The organism is Devosia nitrariae (assembly GCF_030160115.1).
Taxonomy (GTDB): Bacteria; Pseudomonadota; Alphaproteobacteria; order Rhizobiales; family Devosiaceae; genus Devosia; species Devosia nitrariae.
Genome location: NZ_BSNS01000012.1, coordinates 171,086 through 187,083, shown reverse-complemented (window position 1 = coordinate 187,083; position 15,998 = coordinate 171,086). Strand labels below are relative to the sequence as shown.

13 protein-coding genes and 2 riboswitches are annotated in these 15,998 nt (G+C 64.1%); of the genes, 9 read left to right on the top strand and 4 right to left on the bottom strand.

Going from position 1 to position 15,998, the window contains the following annotated elements; translation table 11 throughout:
- The first annotated feature begins 110 nt into the window (after positions 1 to 110).
- Genes QQK18_RS15305 through QQK18_RS15295 form a run of 3 tightly spaced genes read left to right on the top strand, consistent with a single transcriptional unit; the run spans position 111 to position 4,008 of the window.
- A complete protein-coding gene (locus QQK18_RS15305; RefSeq protein WP_284341223.1) occupies positions 111 to 1,601 on the top strand; it encodes an alkaline phosphatase family protein in 1,491 nt (496 codons plus the stop codon).
- 38 nt (positions 1,602 to 1,639) lie between these two features.
- Positions 1,640 to 2,383 (top strand): GntR family transcriptional regulator, encoded by a 744-nt coding sequence (locus QQK18_RS15300; protein ID WP_284341222.1) that lies wholly within the window; start codon positions 1,640 to 1,642, stop codon positions 2,381 to 2,383.
- A gap of 5 nt (positions 2,384 to 2,388) precedes the next feature.
- Entirely contained in the window at positions 2,389 to 4,008 is a 1,620-nt protein-coding gene (locus tag QQK18_RS15295) for an arylsulfatase (RefSeq protein ID WP_284341221.1), read from the top strand.
- Positions 4,009 to 4,099: 91 nt separating this feature from the next.
- On the opposite strand, the gene QQK18_RS15290 is transcribed toward QQK18_RS15295, so the two are convergent.
- The 4 genes from QQK18_RS15290 to QQK18_RS15275 all read right to left on the bottom strand — a co-directional run bounded on the left by QQK18_RS15290 (position 4,100) and on the right by QQK18_RS15275 (position 7,185).
- Positions 4,100 to 5,110: a DUF3618 domain-containing protein gene (locus QQK18_RS15290; protein WP_284341220.1), complete on the bottom strand. Its 1,011-nt coding sequence runs from the start codon at positions 5,108 to 5,110 to the stop codon at positions 4,100 to 4,102.
- The gene (locus QQK18_RS15285) at positions 5,107 to 5,532 is read right to left on the bottom strand and encodes a phage holin family protein (RefSeq protein ID WP_284341219.1); all 426 of its coding nucleotides are present in this window, start codon (positions 5,530 to 5,532) and stop codon (positions 5,107 to 5,109) included. Before QQK18_RS15285 ends, QQK18_RS15290 begins: the two co-directional genes overlap by 4 nt.
- Before the next feature lie 15 nt (positions 5,533 to 5,547).
- Positions 5,548 to 6,114, bottom strand: a complete 567-nt coding sequence (locus QQK18_RS15280; RefSeq protein WP_284341218.1) for a nutrient deprivation-induced protein — start codon at positions 6,112 to 6,114, stop codon at positions 5,548 to 5,550.
- Positions 6,115 to 6,294: 180 nt separating this feature from the next.
- Complete coding sequence (locus tag QQK18_RS15275) at positions 6,295 to 7,185, bottom strand: LysR family transcriptional regulator (protein ID WP_284341217.1); 891 nt, start codon at positions 7,183 to 7,185, stop codon at positions 6,295 to 6,297.
- Between the two features lie 132 nt (positions 7,186 to 7,317).
- Between QQK18_RS15275 and QQK18_RS15270 the strand changes: the two genes are divergently transcribed.
- The 6 genes from QQK18_RS15270 (at position 7,318) to QQK18_RS15245 (ending at position 15,884) form a co-directional block, all read left to right on the top strand.
- On the top strand, positions 7,318 to 8,046 hold the full coding sequence (locus QQK18_RS15270; RefSeq protein ID WP_284341216.1) for an SDR family oxidoreductase: 729 nt from the start codon (positions 7,318 to 7,320) through the stop codon (positions 8,044 to 8,046).
- The gene (locus tag QQK18_RS15265; protein ID WP_284341215.1) at positions 8,046 to 8,363 is read left to right on the top strand and encodes an Atu4866 domain-containing protein; all 318 of its coding nucleotides are present in this window, start codon (positions 8,046 to 8,048) and stop codon (positions 8,361 to 8,363) included. The genes QQK18_RS15270 and QQK18_RS15265 overlap by 1 nt, the downstream gene beginning before the upstream one ends.
- Before the next feature lie 165 nt (positions 8,364 to 8,528).
- On the top strand, positions 8,529 to 9,425 hold the full coding sequence (locus QQK18_RS15260; RefSeq protein WP_284341214.1) for an alpha/beta hydrolase family protein: 897 nt from the start codon (positions 8,529 to 8,531) through the stop codon (positions 9,423 to 9,425).
- 66 nt (positions 9,426 to 9,491) lie between these two features.
- The gene (locus tag QQK18_RS15255; RefSeq protein WP_284341213.1) at positions 9,492 to 9,878 is read left to right on the top strand and encodes a DUF488 domain-containing protein; all 387 of its coding nucleotides are present in this window, start codon (positions 9,492 to 9,494) and stop codon (positions 9,876 to 9,878) included.
- A 58-nt stretch (positions 9,879 to 9,936) separates the two neighbouring features.
- A riboswitch (cobalamin riboswitch) is annotated at positions 9,937 to 10,137 on the top strand.
- Between the two features lie 208 nt (positions 10,138 to 10,345).
- The gene (gene metE / locus QQK18_RS15250; RefSeq protein WP_284341212.1) at positions 10,346 to 12,616 is read left to right on the top strand and encodes a 5-methyltetrahydropteroyltriglutamate--homocysteine S-methyltransferase; all 2,271 of its coding nucleotides are present in this window, start codon (positions 10,346 to 10,348) and stop codon (positions 12,614 to 12,616) included.
- 112 nt (positions 12,617 to 12,728) lie between these two features.
- Positions 12,729 to 12,923: riboswitch (cobalamin riboswitch) on the top strand.
- Between the two features lie 102 nt (positions 12,924 to 13,025).
- Positions 13,026 to 15,884 carry a ribonucleoside-diphosphate reductase subunit alpha gene (locus QQK18_RS15245; protein ID WP_284341211.1) on the top strand — a complete coding sequence of 953 codons (2,859 nt, stop codon included), beginning with the start codon at positions 13,026 to 13,028 and terminating at the stop codon, positions 15,882 to 15,884.
- The last annotated feature ends 114 nt before the right edge of the window (positions 15,885 to 15,998 follow it).

Below are 15,998 nucleotides of genomic sequence, written 5' to 3'. Positions count from 1 at the left end.
ATAATTGAAATCAAATAGAAACTCGCGTTGACGGTGTCTTCTGTTTGGGCGCACATAGGGCAAATGTATTCACATTTGTATCATCGATAGTCGAGCCGATCCGACGGGGTGTGGAAGCAACGTCGGAACCTGTTCAGCGGAGGGAGATTGCCATGAGTGAGAGCCGGTTTCTGGTCCTGGTACTGGATGGTCTGCGTCCCGATCTGGTGACCAGCCGGGACATGCCCAACCTTGCCGCGTTTCGTGATCGCGGCGCGTCGCTCACCTTGTCCAAGGCACAGTTCCCGACCCATACCCGAGTCAACAAAACGAGCTTCTCGAGCGGGTCGACGCCCAAACATCACGGTGTGCATTTCAACAAGATCTATGATCCGAATCTGGCGCCTGATCAGGTGATTGACCTGGGTGACCATGCGGATGTGGAAAAGGCGGATTCGCAGGGCCGGCTGATTACTGCAACCACCATTGGTCATGCGCTTCGTGACGCCGGGCATCAGTTCGCGCTGGTCCATTGCGGCATGTCGGGCGCGCCGTGGCTTCTCAACTACCGGGGCGATCGTATCGGCCAGGAGCATGTTTCGATGGCGGGCTATGGCCACAGCACCGCCGAAGCGGCGCGCCTGGTGTTCGAGGAACTCGGCGATCTGCCTGATCCCAAGGGCGTGAACTATAACCGCAGCCGGTTTGCCTTCGAGGCCTTCAAGAGTGTGCTCTATCCCTCACTCAAGCCGCAGGTGGGCCTCATCTGGTCTGACGAGCCCGACAAGTCGCTGCATGTGGACGGGTTGCGCGGCCCGGTCTCCAAGGCCGCCTTCATGCATATCGATGCGCTGGTCGGCGATGTCGTCAGCTGGTGGCAGGCGCGGGCCGACCGGGACTCGCTCAATCTCATCATCCTTTCCGACCATGGCCATGTGGAAACGATTGGCGGCTATCCCATCGGGGAGATGATGCGCGACGCCGGGCTGCCAGTCACCATCGACCCCACCCAAAAGGGCGCGCTACTGCTGCCCTTCGGCAGCGGTGGCGTCTATTTGCGCGACCAGCCACGGCAGGTGCTGGCCGACATCGTCGAGTGGATGCAAGGTCACGACTGGTCGGGCAATCTCTTCACCGACGACCTCGATGGCGTGAACGGCGTAATCTCGGGCACCTTCTCGAAGGCGCTGGCCTCGATCGACCACCCGCGTGCGCCGGACCTCGTGTTCACCCTGCGCCGGCTGCCTGCCCAGCCGCCAGAATTCCCGTTCGGCCGCTCCCTCGATCCCAGCGGAAAGGGCTCCACCCATGGTGGACTGCACAATGAAGAACTGACCAATATCTGCTTTGCGGCGGGCCCGGACTTCAAGGAAGGCTATCGCTCAGAGACTGCCGGCGGCATAGTTGATATCACTCCCACTATTCTCGATGTGCTTGGTGTCACGAAGCCGGACACCATGGTTGGGCGAGCACTGGGGGATCTGCTGATCAACGGCGCCGAGCCCGCCGATGCCCGCGCCGGGGTAGAGGCGGTCAGCGTCGATGCGGGCAGCTATCGGCAGACGTTGAGCCTGCGCCGGCTCACTGGTCGCAACATGGCGATGAGCGCCACGCGCGATTGAACTTCACGCCGGATCGAACGCGCTGCGAGGACCGGACATTGACCGCCACGATCCACGATTTCCATGATCGCTCGCCCCTGTACCTGCAGGTGAGGGAGTTGATCCGCCAGAAAGCTCTCGGCGGCGAGATCGTGGACGATAGCGGTCGCCTCATGACCGAGGCCGAACTCGTCGCGTATTTCGGCGTCAGCCGCGTCACAGTCCGCAACGCGCTGGCACCACTGGTCGAGAGCGGCATGTTCGATCGCACGCCAGGTCGCGGCACGTTCCTGCGTTCCAACCAGGCCGAGCGCTGGGTCGGGCGATTGCTGGGATTTCAGGAAGCCATCACCGAGGCCGGCTTCCGTCCCGGCGCTCGCATCCTCGACATGGGCATGACCAGCGAGTGCGATCAGGCGGTGCGCGATGCGCTCGAGGAACCCGCCGTCTGGCAGCTGAAGCGCGTTCGCTACGCAAACGATACGCCCATTGCCATCGAATGGGCGTTCTATCCGCCCGGCATCGGTGCTGAACTGGCCGGACGCGATCTGCTTTCCATCAGGATGTACGAGGTCTTCGAGAAAGAGCTGGGCCTCGAGATCAAGGCTGCCGAACAGGTCATCGGTGCTCGCCTCTCAGATCGCGATGAGGAGGTCGCTTTGGGTCTGGCCAGCACCGGGGCGCTGATCGCAATGACCCGCGTTACGCGGACCAGCGACGGCCGCGCCATTGAATTTCTTCGTGCGGTCTATCGGCCCGATTACTTCCAGTTCTCGATAAAGCTGAACAGAAGCAAGGTTTAACAGGCATGAGCAAACCAAATGTCATTGTCGTCCTGAATGACGATATGGGATATTCCGACATCGGGTGCTTTGGCGGCGAGGTGGAAACTCCGAACCTCGATGCCCTTGCCGCCAACGGCCTTCGGTATTCCCAGTTCTACAACACAGCGCGCTGCAGTCCGTCGCGGGCCTCGTTGCTGACGGGCCTGCATCCGCACCAGACCGGGATCGGGGTACTCACCTACGACATGGGGCCGGAGGGTTATGCCGGCAATCTCACCGAGCAGTGCGTCACCATTCCCGAAGTGCTCAAGGCCAACGGCTACCGCACCTATATGAGTGGCAAGTGGCACATCGCCTCCAACCTGGTGGAACCGACCAGTGCTTGGCCGATGCAGCGCGGATTCGATGAGTTTTTCGGCACGATCATCGGCGCCGGCAGCTTCTACCATCCCAATACGCTCACACGCGGCAATGAAAATGCCGAGCACGAGGCGATCGACGATCCCGAGTTCTTCTATACCGACGCGATCAGCGATCAGGCCGTCTCCTATGTGCACGAACACGACCGCAGGAGCGCCGAAGATCCGTTCTTCATGTATGTGGCCTACACCGCACCGCACTGGCCGCTGCACGCTCACGAAGAGGATATCGCCAAATACAAAGGCAGATTCGACGCCGGCTGGGACAAGCTGCGCAAGGAGCGCCTCAATCGCCTCGTGCGCTCCGGCATTCTCGACAAGTCGTGGCAGCTTTCGCCGCGCGACGTAACCCAGCCGCCCTTCGAAGAGGCCGAGGACAAGCAATGGCTGACGCGTTGCATGGAGGTCTATGCGGCCCAGATCGATCGTATGGATCAGGGGATCGGCCGTATTCTCAAGGCGCTTGAAGAAACGGGGCAGGCCGACAACACGGTGGTCATCTTCCTCTCCGACAATGGCGGCTGTGCCGAGGATATTCCCCAAGGCGTCGACCCGCGTGAGCTGGTCGAGAACCTGATGATCGCGCAATACAAGACGCGCGACGGCCGTGATGTCCGCATAGGCAACTATCGCGATGTCATGCCGGGCGGAGAAGACACCTATCAGAGCTACGGCCCCGCATGGGCCAATCTTTCCAACACGCCCTTCAGATTCTACAAACATTGGACGCATGAGGGCGGCATTTCCACCCCTCTGATCGTGCATTGGCCCAAGGGCGTCAAGGACAAGGGCGGCATCCGCCATAACCCTGGCCAGCTACCCGACATCATGGCCACGATCCTGCAAGTGACCGAGTGCGACTATCCCGAAGCGCGTAACGGCATGGCTATCCCACCGTGCGAAGGTGTGAGCCTTGCTCCGTCCTTCAACGATCCCGCGGTGACCCGCCCGCCACTGTTCTGGGAGCACGAAGGCAATGCCGCGGTCCGCGACGGCAAGTGGAAGCTCGTTCGCAACTATCCCGGTGACTGGGAGCTCTACGACATGGAGGCCGACCGCACGGAGCTCAACGATCTGGCGCCCCAGTTTCCCGATAAAGTCGAGGGCATGGCGAGGAGCTATGAGGAATGGGCAGAGCGCTGCGGGGTCATCCCGCGCGAGAAAATCCTCAGCGTCATGGTTGCCTCGGGCGAGCAGGCCTTCTGGGAGGGGCAGGATAAATGACGAGGTCGTGTCCGGCCGAGTATCAGGTGAGGGCGCAGCCGCGGCCGGTTCAGGCCGCGACGTGGCTGGTTGTCTGAGGCGCAACGGAACGTCAGTGCGGACGGCTGCGATCGGCGGGGTCCGGGCCGTCACCCTCCTGGCCGGATATGCCACCGGACTCCTCGTAGAGGCGTGCGGCCTCTTCCTTGGCCTCGCCGTAGCGCTGTTGCACCTGCTCCTTGCCCTCGCGGTATAGATCACGCGCTTCGTCAGCGGCGCGATCCTTGAGCCGGTCGGAAGCCTCGCCCATCAGCTCATCCTCCTCGCGCGTGTGGGGGGCAGCCGCACCGATGGCGGCACCGATGGCAAAGGCCAGGGCGCCGGCAACCAGGGGTTGATCGCGCAGGAAGTGCTCGAGACCGCCGCCGAACTGGTCGGCGCGGCGATAGAGCCCTTCACCCGCATGCATGGTGCGGTCGCGCAGGCTGTCGATCCCGCCCTTGGCGCGGTGCATGGCCGAGCCGGCGGCGCGCCACGAATGGCTGGCCCAGCCGGTGGCTTCGTCGAGCAGGTTTCCGGCCTCGTCGCGGAACTCGGTGACGCGGTTGCCCGCTTCGTCCATGAAGCCGCGGAAGGTGTTGCCGGTCTCGTCCACAAAATGGCCGGCGCGGCTGCCCGTTTCGTCGGCGAAGGCACGGTATTTCTTGCCGGCATCGTCGACAAACTCGCTCTGGTGACGGCCATCGTCATACGGTGAATGGCCGAGGCGCTGGAGCGAAGTGCCCTTCACGGTTGCGAGCGGATAGGGATCGTAGTCGAGATCTTCGTTAAAGGCTGACTGGTGATTGTCACTTGCGGGGGCGGCGGCCGGGCGCCCCATCAGCCAGGCGAGGCTGATGCCCAGTAGCGCCACCGGAATGGGGTTCTGCGTGGCACTGCGCTTGAGATTGTCGACATACTCGGCGCCCGGTCCCTCACGGGTATAGCGCAAGGCCTCGTCGAGAAGCTGGCCGGGCGAAAGCCGGGCCTGCAGGGAATCAAGGCGCGATTCCACGGCGTGGCGCTGATGATCGATGTCGCGCTGGAGCTCTTCGCTGCTACGGTGCTCTTCGTAGGCCATCATACCCTCTCCTTGATTGCCGCCGCATCGTCGCTGAGCGCACGGGCAGTCTTTTGCATATTGAAATTGGCTTGCCGCACATGACCGAGGCCGTTGTTGATCAGGGCCCAGGCGATCAGTCCGACCACCACCGCGACGATCAGCGCCGCGAGAGAGTTGGCGAGGAAGGGCTCCAGACCCATGGCGGTAAGGCCGGCGGCGACGACGGCGACGATCGCTGCCAGCAGCACGCCGAGGGCGCCGATTGCCAGAACGGCGCCTATAACAATCAGCTTGGCGCCATCAAGCGCGCCGGAGACCTTCTCGCCGGCCTCGGCCTTGGCGAGCGCGACTTCCTTGCGAAAGAGTGTCGACACGTCGTCGATAAGACCACGCACAAGTTCGGGCAGGGACTCACCGGAGTGTGGATTTGCTGCTTTGTCCATATTGGTTCCCCTCGCTCAATGAGGTGCCAGCGGCGAGCCGACGTCCTCGCTCGACGTGGTCGTGGCGGTCGTGGTTGCTGTAGTTTTTGTTTCTTGGCGATGCGCCGAGGCGGTAAGGAATCGGCTGGCGGCAAAACCCAGAAGCGCGGCGCCGCCGAGGAAGGCGGCGGGATTCCGGCGTCCGAAGGACTGCGCCTTGTGCACCAGTTCATCGATGCTGCTGTCGTGCGCCGTCTGCGAGAGACCGCGCATGCCCTGGCCGATTTCGCGGGCATAACGGGCAACGCTGGTCTGGTTCTGCTGCTCGAGTTCCTCGGCGACGCGGGTCACCGCGTCGGCGATGCTGCCGAGCTGGCCGGCGGCATAGTCCTTCTGGTCTCTGGCAAAGCTGCGCGCTTCGTCTTCGGCGCGGTGCATGCCGGCGGCAACCTCGGATCTGGCCTTATCCATCTCCCGGGAGGCCTCGGATTTGATCTCCTCAGCGGCAGTGCGCGCCTCGGTCTTCGCCTCGCTCAACGGATCGGGTCGTGGATTGGAAGTGGAGGTGGCGTTTTGTCCGGTAAGGGGGCGCTCGTTGGCCATCTTGAACTCCTCTCATTGATCAAGAGGAATGCAGGGGTGCCATGGCCGTTGCGAGAACTATCATGGATTAGAACGGGAAGAGGGTCGGAGGGGGGCGGTTTTGGACGATATGACGACCATCGTGCCGGTCCGGCGGATGAGCTCGAGACGTGCACCGACGGTTCGACATTGCAATGCTGATCAGCGAACCTTGCGCACATGCTCGATCAGCGCACGCAGCTTGGGCGCCAGGTTGCGGCGGCTGGGAAAGTAGAGAAAGAACCCCGGGAACGGCGGCAGGAACTCCTCAAGGAGCGGCACCAGTTCGCCGCGCTCGATATAGGGCCGGAATGTCTCTTCCATGCCGAAGGTGATGCCACCGCCTGCGCAGGCCATGCGGATCATCAGCCACATATCGTTGGTCGTCACCTGCGGGTTGACGGCAACGTCGAAGGCACGACCGTCCTCCTCGAACTCCCAGCGGTAGGGGGCGACACCCGGCGCCGGTCGCCAGCCGATGCACCGGTGCCCGGTGAGGTCCTGCGGATGCGCAGGGCGGCCGTGCCGTTGAAGATAGATTGGTGCGGCCACGGCCAGTTGACGCTGATCGCCTGAAATCGGAACGGCAATCATGTCCTGCTCGATGACTTCGCCGAGCCGCACGCCGGCATCGTACTTTTCGGCGACGATGTCGAACTCATCATCGGTCATGGTGATGTCGAGCTCGACGTCGGGATAGGCGTCTGCGAACGAGGCCAGAAGCTCTCCTGAGATGAACCGTTCCGCAATCGAGGACACCGCCAGCCGCAGAAGTCCGCTTGGCGGACCCGTCCGTTCGCCCGTCGCAGCGATTGCCGCGGTGAGATCGGTCATTGCCGGCGCGACGTCGGCGTAGAAGCGTTCGCCGGCCTCGGTAAGGCTGACGCTGCGTGTCGTGCGATTGACGAGCGCTATACCGAGCCTGTCCTCGAGCCGTCGTATGCCTTGGCTGACGGCCGAGCGTGTCACACCGAGCCGGTCGGCGGCGGCCCGGAAGTTGCGCGCTTCGGCCACAGCGACGAAGAGCTCGATGGTGTTCAGGTCGACGGTCATTGGTTAGCAACGCTTACCATTGAATGCGTCATTGCGCAAATTGTCGCGACAGTCTCTCCGCCTTAGTTATCCGGATGCGCGGAAAGCAATCACGCCTTGCGTACAGCTCTTGCGGAGAAAGGACAGTTAGACATGCCAATCGACAAGGTTGTCCTAGTCACCGGGGCCTCGAGCGGTATCGGTGCTGGCATTGCCCGTGAACTCGCGGCGGGCGGCGCGAAACTCCTGCTCGGTGCCCGGCGCATCGACAGATTGACGGCACTCGCCGCAGAGATCGCGGCTACGGGTGGCAACGTTGAAACGCGTCGGCTCGATGTAACGGATCGCTCGGACGTAAAGGCTTTCGCCGAAGCGGCGCGAATCCGGTGGGGGCGGATCGACGCGATCGTCAACAATGCCGGAGTGATGCCGCTCTCGCCGATGGCGTCCTTGAAGGTCGACGAGTGGGACCGGATGGTGGATGTCAACATCAAGGGCGTGCTGCATGGGATAGCAGCTGTGCTTCCCGAAATGCTTGCCCAGCAATCGGGCCATGTCATCAACATCGCTTCGGTGGGCGCGCTCACAGTCTCACCCACTGCCGCTGTTTACTGCGCGACCAAATATGCGGTGCGGGCGATCTCCGATGGTCTTCGTCAGGAGAACGATCGCCTGCGCGTGACCTGCATCCATCCGGGCGTCGTCGAAAGCGAGCTGGCCGACAACATCACCGATGAAGCGACGGCCGGGATGATGAAGACCTACCGCGCCATCGCCCTGCAGCCCGATGCGATCGGCCGGGCCGTTCGCTACGCCATCGAACAGCCGGAAGATGTCGACGTGAACGAGATCGTCGTCCGTCCGACGCAGGCAGCGCACTGATGCGTGAATGGACTGCTCTCGCGCTGATAGGCGCCGCACTCACCTTTTCAGCCAATGCAGAGGAAGCGATGACAGCACCGGACCATCCCTACGTCGGCACGTGGGTGACGCAAGACGGCCATGTCCGTCACCAACTGCTGTCGAATGGCCGTTACGATGAGGCGCGAGGCAATCGCGAAAGCGCTTATCGTGGTCGCTACGAGGTTACTGGCGATCATATCGAGTACTGGGACGATACCGGCTTTACCGCCGATGGCGATTTCATCGACGGCGTGCTCCATCACGGCGGCATGATCTTCTACCGCCAGGGAGGGTAGGCGTTTTGCTTAGGTATTGGTGGCAAGCCTGCCTGCTGCCACCATCCGCCCACCGAGTCAGGCGCGAATTTGGCAGGGCGCGGCGTCAATGTTCACGCAATCGCGGCTTGGTGCACCGCGTGGTCCGTGTCAGCATCAATCTGTGCGTTGAATGCGGGGGGAGACATGGGCCAGGACAAGCGCGACATTTTCGGTCGGCTGCTCGGATACGAGCCGGCCGATCTCGAGCTGGCGGCGGCGACCCTTATCGACGTTGACGGTATCGTTCGCGAGGATCTGTCGTTTCGGCTTGCCGACGGGTCGCCCGTTCGCGGCTTCCTTATGCGGCCGCAGGGGCATGGCCCGTTTCCGGGCCTCATCTATGCGCACGCGCATGGCGGGCGGTACGATATCGGAGCGAGCGAGCTCACCGAGGGCCGGCAGGCTCTCCTCGATGCGCCTGGGCCGGCGCTGGCGCGGGCCGGCTATGCTGCCCTTTGCATCGACATGCCGACCTTCGGCGAGCGCGCGCATGTGACCGAAAGTGCGGCGAGCAAGGCGGCGCTCTGGTATGGCCGCACGCTCTTCGGGCAGATGCTCGGTGAGCAGGCGGGAGCCTTCACCTGGCTCGCGGCCCGGCCCGATGTCGATGCCGATCGCATCGGTGTCCTCGGGATGTCCATGGGTGCGACGCTCGCCTATTGGCTTGCCGCGCTCGACAGCCGCCCGGCGGCGATCGCGCATCTTTGCTGCTATGCCGATTTTGCAACACTCGTCCAAACCGGTGCCCATGACGGGCACGGCCACTATCTGACCGTCCCCGGCCTGCTCGCGGCGCTCACGACCGGCGAGATCGCCGGGCTGGTGGCGCCGCGCCCGCAACTCGTGTGCGTGGGGAGCGAGGATTCACTGACTCCTCCGGCATCCGTCGATCGGGCCGAGGCGGACACGCGGGCGGCTTATGCGGCGTCGGGCGCTCCGGAAAACTTCGTCCTCACACGCGAAGCCGGCGTCGGGCACAGGGAGACGTCCGCCATGCGCGCCGCCGTCCTCGACTTCCTGGCTCGGCACCTTGCCGGCTAGCTTCCTCTTTTCGATTCTGGCGGCGCGTATCATTCTTCAGGCCGTCATGAGCGATGGGAGACTGCCATGAGCATCCATGTCGTCAGGTTGGGTTCGCCGCGGGCGAAGGGGGAGGGATTGCGACTCGGCACAGTGCGCCGGCCGCCGCGGGGCGTGCCCAAGGCCGAGTTCGCCAGCCGCGACTATTACGATGTGTGGCTGCCGGTGCTCTCGCCCAGCGCCGAGCTGGTCGTCGAGGCGCAGGCAGCAGCCGATGACAAGGCTTGGGCAGCGTTCGTGCGCAAGTTCAAGGCTGAGATGAAGCAGCCGGCCGCCAGCCAGACCCTCGATCTCCTCACCGCCCTGTCACGAACCACCAACCTCGCCGTCGGCTGCTATTGCGAGAGCGAAGAGCGCTGCCACCGCTCCGTGCTGCGCGAGCTGCTGGCGGAACGCGGCGCGGCGATGGGGTAGTGGAAATAGGATATAAAGAAATCTTTATGTCTCGTTTGACATCCTCGCCGAACTGCGGCAGTCTCGTGGTGTCCGAGGTCCCCGCAAGGGGATAACAGGGAATTCGGTGCGCGGCTCCAGGATATGTCCCGGTCGCCAGTCCGAAGCTGCCCCCGCAACTGTAGGCGGTCGGGACGCCCATTGTGCCACTGGAAGCTTCCGGGAAGGCGGGCGACCCCAAGGCCGTGAGCCAGGAGACCTACCTCGACGCTGTTTCCACAGAGCGACCGACCGGGGTGTGTCGGCGAGGAGAATGACGATGATCGTACGCAGCTTGTCGTACCTGTTCCCGACGCGCATCAACGTGCGAATGCGGCGCTCCTGATCGATTTTCCGCTGCGCCTCGCGCCGGCGGTCACAACCCCTTTTTCGATCGTTCTAGCGTGGCGCCGTCGCGGCGTTCACGCCGCTTGCCCACAGGTATCTCCATGACCCGTTCCGCCAATCTTGGTTTTCCGCGCATCGGCGCCCACCGCGAGTTGAAAGCCGCTGTCGAAGCTTTTTGGAAAGGCCAGTCGAGCGCTGAGGCGCTGCTGGCGACCGGAAGCGAGCTGCGCACCCGCCACTGGCAGTTGCAGAAATCTGCCGGCATCGACATCGTGCCCAGCAACGACTTTTCCTTTTACGACCACGTCCTCGATATGACGCTGGCGCTCGGCGCCGTTCCCCCACGTTTCGCCCACGCGGCAGAGGGCGATCTCCTCACCCTGCAGTTCGCCATGGCGCGCGGTACCGACGCGGCACCGGCCATGGAGATGACCAAGTGGTTCGACACCAACTACCATTACATCGTGCCTGAACTGCACGCCGACACAGCGTTCAAGCTGCTCTCGGCCAAGGCCGTGGAGGAGTATCGGGAGGCCAGATCACTCGGCGTCGAAACCCGGCCGGTCCTGGTTGGTCCCGTCACCTGGCTCTCACTCGCCAAGGCCAAGGACGAAGGCCTCGATCCCTTCGACCTGCTCGATTCCGTGCTGTCCGTCTATGCCGAGCTTCTCGCTGCCTTGAAGGCGGAAGGGGCGCAATGGGTGCAGGTCGACGAGCCGGTGCTGGCGCTCGACCTCTCCGAGAGGCAGCAGGCCGCTTTGCAGACGGCCTATGCACGGCTGGCGGCCGTAGGGCCGAAGATCATGCTCGCCAGCTACTTCGAGGGCCTGCGCGACAATCTCGAACTTGCCACAGGCCTTCCCGTCGCGGGGCTCCACATCGATCTCGTGCGGGCGCCAGAGCAGTTGGGCCCGGTGCTCGCCGCCATTGGCAGTGAAAAAGTGCTCTCCATCGGCGTCGTCGACGGGCGCAACATCTGGCGGGCGAACCTGCCGGAGCAGATCGCATTGGTGCGCGGTGCCTGGGATCGGCTCGGTCCGGAGCGGCTCGAGATCGCGCCGTCCTGCTCGCTGCTGCACTGTCCGGTCGACCTCGACCTCGAGACGGCGCTCGATGACGAACTCAGATCCTGGCTGGCCTTTGCGTTGCAGAAGCTCGAGGAGGTCGCAGCGCTGACCGGAGCCATCCGCACCGGGATGTCGTCGGTGCGCGCCGCCTTCGAGGCGAGCGCGGCCGCTGCTGCCGCACGCCAGGCGTCATCGCACACTTCGGATCCGGCCGTGCGTGCTCGCGCTGCCGCGGTGACGGAGGCCGCCCGTAGGCGGAAGGCTGGTTATGCCGAGCGCCGCGCCGTCCAGGCCAGGCGCTTCAATTTGCCCGCCTACCCGACGACCACCATCGGCTCGTTCCCGCAGACCAAGCCGGTGCGCGAGGCGCGGGCGGCCTTCCGCAAGGGTGCTCTCGATGCCGCCGGTTACGAGGCTTTCCTCAGGGCCGAGACCGAACGGGCGGTACGCCTGCAGGAGGAGATCGGGCTTGACGTGCTGGTGCATGGCGAGTTCGAGCGCAACGACATGGTCGAGTACTTCGGCGAGCAGCTCGCCGGCTTCGCCTTCACCAGGAACGGCTGGGTGCAGTCCTATGGCTCGCGCTGCGTCAAGCCGCCGGTGATCTTCGGCGATGTCTCGCGCCCGGCGCCGATGACCGTTGCCTGGTCAGCCTATGCCCAGTCGCTGACCGCCAAGCCGGTCAAGGGGATGCTGACCGGTCCCGTCACCATGCTGCAGTGGAGCTTCGTGCGCAACGACCAGAAGCGGTCTGAAACCTGCCGGCAGATCGCGCTCGCCATCCGCGACGAGGTGCTCGACCTCGAAAAGGCGGGCATCGGCATGATCCAGATCGACGAGCCGGCGCTGCGCGAGGGCCTGCCGCTGCGCCATGACGACCGGGAGAGCTATCTCGCCTGGGCGGTCGACTGCTTCCGCCTCGCGGCCGGTGGTGTCGCCGACACCACCCAGATCCACACCCATATGTGCTATGCCGAGTTCAACGACATCATGCCGGCGATCGCGGCGCTCGATGCCGACGTCATCTCCATCGAGACGTCGCGCTCGGACATGGAGCTGATCGAGGCGTTCAGGACCTTCGCCTATCCCAACGAGATCGGCCCGGGCGTGTGGGACATCCATTCCCCACGGGTGCCGGACGATGCCGATATGGAACGGTTGATCCGCAAGGCCGGCGAGGCGATCCCGCCCGAACGACTATGGGTCAATCCGGACTGCGGATTGAAGACGCGGGACTGGGCGGAGGTCACCGCCTCGCTCGCCAATCTGGTGACCGCGGCGAGGCGGCTGCGGGCGGGGGTGTGAGGATCGCCATTACCCAGAGCTATAGTAATCCACCGGGGTGGATTGATGAATTGGGACCTGCTCCTACCCAATTCGGCGAAAATTGCCGGTTGACGGAATCGTGACTCAGGCACAATATCTAGTGTGTCGCGGTCCTTGACATCGCAAGATAAAGGGCCAAGAGGGAAGCCGGTGCGATGCCGGCGCTGCCCCCGCAACTGTAAGCGGCGAGCCGATCCCTTCATGTCCACTGGTCCTTTGGGGCTGGGAAGGCGGCGATCGGTGTCGACCCGCGAGCCAGGAGACCTGCCGCGACGCTGATTTAATCTCCACGGGCGGGGTGTCCCGGTGAGGCGTTTCGCGGGCGGGCCGGAAGGCTCTCGTTCCTGTGCGCGTCCGCTCGGCCCTCGCTGCAACCACCGGGGTTTCGATGTCGCAAGTCCTCCATGCCGAGCCGCCCGCCGCGGCTAACACGCCCAGTGCTCCCGCCGAGCCGGGTTTCCACGTCATCCGCCGCAATGGCGCGGTCACGCCGTTCGATGCGACCAAGATCAGCGCAGCGCTGACCAAGGCGTTCCTCGCGGTCGAGGGCAGCAGCGCGTCCGCCTCGCGCCGCATCCACGAGATTGTCGAGGACATGACCCTCGACATCGTCGCGGCCCTGACCCGCCGGTCGAGCGAAGGCCGCACCCTTCACATCGAGGACATCCAGGATCAGGTCGAGCTCGCCCTGATGCGCGGAGAACACCACAAGGTCGCCCGCGCCTACGTGCTCTATCGCGAGGCCCGCGCCCGCGAGCGGGCCGAGGCGGAGGCGAGAAAGCCGCGTGTCGTGCCCGAGGAACCCGAGTTGACGATGCGCGACGCGACGGGCGCCCGCGTCCCGCTCGACACGGTTCGGCTCGAACGGGTGATCCTCGAAGCCTGCCAGGGCCTCGATAGCGTCTCGGCCGGACCGATTCTCTCCGAGACCCGCCGCAACCTCTACGACGGTATCGGCGCGGACGAACTGGCGCTCGCCCCGATCATGGCGGCGCGCACGCTCGTCGAGACCGAGCCCAATTACGCGCAGGTCGCTGCCCGGCTGCTGCTCGATAAGCTCCGCCGCGAGGCGATGAGCTTCGTCTTTTCGAGGCCCGAGCAGGCAACGCAGGCCGACATGGAAACCCGCTATGCCGAGTATTTCCCGGCCTATGTCAAGGCCGGCATCGAGGCTGAGATGCTCGATCCCGAACTCGGCCGCTTCGACCTCGACCGCATCGCGGCAGCACTGAAGCCGGAGCGGGATCTGCAGTTCCAGTATCTCGGGCTGCAGACGCTCTACGACCGCTATTTCCTCCATGCCGCCGGTACGCGCTATGAGCTGCCGCAGGCCTTCTTCATGCGAGTGGCCATGGGCCTGGCGCTGCGCGAAGTCGACCGGGAGGGCAGGGCGATCGCCTTCTACGACCTATTGTCGAGCTTCGATTTCATGACGTCGACGCCAACGCTGTTCAACGCCGGCACGCGCCGGCCGCAGCTGTCGTCCTGTTTTCTGACCACCGTTTCCGACGACCTCGACGGCATCTTCACGTCGATCCGCGACAATGCCCTGCTGGCCAAATATTCGGGTGGGCTCGGCAATGACTGGACGCCGGTGCGCGGCCTTGGCGCTCACATCAAGGGCACCAACGGCGAGAGCCAGGGCGTGGTGCCGTTCCTCAAGGTCGCCAACGACACGGCCATCGCCGTCAATCAGGGCGGCAAGCGCAAGGGCGCCGTCTGCGCCTATCTCGAGACCTGGCATATCGACGTCGAGGAATTCCTCGACCTGCGCAAGAACACCGGCGACGACCGCCGCCGTACCCATGACATGAACACGGCCAACTGGGTGCCGGACCTTTTCATGCAGCGTGTCGCCGAGGACGGGCCGTGGACCCTGTTCTCGCCGGACGAGGTGCCGCAGCTCCACGACCTCTATGGCTCCGCCTTCAAGGCTGCCTACGAAACGGCCGAGGCCGATGCGGTCGCCGGGCGCATCAAGGTCTCAAAGACCCTGCGCGCCGTCGATCTCTGGCGGCGGATGCTGACCATGCTGTTCGAGACCGGGCACCCATGGATCACCTTTAAGGATCCTGCCAATCTGCGCTCGCCGCAGCAGCACGTCGGGGTGGTGCACTCCTCGAACCTTTGCACCGAGATCACGCTCAACACCTCGGCCGACGAGGTGGCCGTCTGCAATCTCGGCTCGGTCAACCTTGCAACGCACCTGACCGAAAGCGGGCTCGATCACGAGAAGCTCGCGGTGACGGTCAGCACCGCCATGCGCATGCTCGACAATGTCATCGACATCAATTTCTACACCATTCCCGAGGCGCGGCGCTCGAACCTGAAGCACCGCCCGGTCGGCCTCGGCCTCATGGGTTTCCAGGACGCCCTGCAGATGCAGGCGATCGCCTATGCGAGCGAGGCGGCCGTCGCCTTTGCCGACGAGAGCATGGAGGCCATCGCCTACCACGCAATCCGCGCTTCGACGGACCTTGCCGAGGAGCGGGGCCGCTATCCGAGCTTCGAAGGGTCCCTGTGGTCGAAAGGTATCCTGCCGATCGACTCCATCGAGCTCCTGGCGGACGCACGCGGCGGCGTCGACATGGACCGCACGCAGCGGCTCGATTGGCAGGCCCTGCGCGAACGGGTGACGAGCGTCGGCATGCGCAACTCCAATTGCCTTGCCATCGCGCCGACGGCGACGATCTCCAACATCTGCGGGGTCAGCCAGTCGATCGAGCCGGCCTATCAGAACCTCTATGTCAAGACCAACATGTCGGGCGACTTCACCGTGGTCAACGCGCTGCTGGTGCGCGCGCTCAAGGCCCGCGGCCTCTGGGATGAGGTGATGGTGGCGGACCTCAAATATTTCGACGGCAGCCTCGGCCAGATCGACCGGGTGCCGGACGACCTGAAGGCGGTCTTTGCCACCGCCTTCGAGATCGACGCTGCCTGGCTGATCAAGGCGGCTTCCCGCCGGCAGAAATGGATCGACCAGTCGCAGTCCCTCAATCTCTATGTCGCCAACCCCTCCGGCAAGGCGCTCGATGCCATCTATCGGCTGGCCTGGCAGATGGGGTTGAAGACCACCTACTATCTGCGCTCGCGTTCGGCGACGCATGTGGAGAAGTCGACGCTGAAAGGCACCGACGGCAAGCTCAACGCGGTTTCAGCTGTGGCCGCGACGCCGCCGGGATTGGAAGCGGTGGTCGAGGGCAAGGCATGCGCGATCGATGATCCTGATTGCGAGGCGTGTCAGTAGACCCCCCTCATCCGTCTCGCGCTTTCAGCGCGAGCCACCTTCTCCCACGAGGGGAGAAGGGAAGGGGACCGGCGCCAATTCAGCGACGACCCACGATCTCAGTAGCCCTCCTCC

What these genes read in the sequence shown, in the direction of transcription:
- QQK18_RS15295 (WP_284341221.1), top strand. Translation starts at nt 2,389, where the DNA reads ATGAGCAAACCAAATGTCATTGTCGTCCTGAATGACGATATGGGATAT.
- QQK18_RS15290 (WP_284341220.1), bottom strand. Translation starts at nt 5,110, where the DNA reads ATGATGGCCTACGAAGAGCACCGTAGCAGCGAAGAGCTCCAGCGCGAC.
- QQK18_RS15285 (WP_284341219.1), bottom strand. Translation starts at nt 5,532, where the DNA reads ATGGACAAAGCAGCAAATCCACACTCCGGTGAGTCCCTGCCCGAACTT.
- QQK18_RS15280 (WP_284341218.1), bottom strand. Translation starts at nt 6,114, where the DNA reads ATGGCCAACGAGCGCCCCCTTACCGGACAAAACGCCACCTCCACTTCC.
- QQK18_RS15275 (WP_284341217.1), bottom strand. Translation starts at nt 7,185, where the DNA reads ATGACCGTCGACCTGAACACCATCGAGCTCTTCGTCGCTGTGGCCGAA.
- QQK18_RS15270 (WP_284341216.1), top strand. Translation starts at nt 7,318, where the DNA reads ATGCCAATCGACAAGGTTGTCCTAGTCACCGGGGCCTCGAGCGGTATC.
- QQK18_RS15265 (WP_284341215.1), top strand. Translation starts at nt 8,046, where the DNA reads ATGCGTGAATGGACTGCTCTCGCGCTGATAGGCGCCGCACTCACCTTT.
- QQK18_RS15260 (WP_284341214.1), top strand. Translation starts at nt 8,529, where the DNA reads ATGGGCCAGGACAAGCGCGACATTTTCGGTCGGCTGCTCGGATACGAG.
- QQK18_RS15255 (WP_284341213.1), top strand. Translation starts at nt 9,492, where the DNA reads ATGAGCATCCATGTCGTCAGGTTGGGTTCGCCGCGGGCGAAGGGGGAG.
- metE (WP_284341212.1), top strand. Translation starts at nt 10,346, where the DNA reads ATGACCCGTTCCGCCAATCTTGGTTTTCCGCGCATCGGCGCCCACCGC.
- QQK18_RS15245 (WP_284341211.1), top strand. Translation starts at nt 13,026, where the DNA reads ATGTCGCAAGTCCTCCATGCCGAGCCGCCCGCCGCGGCTAACACGCCC.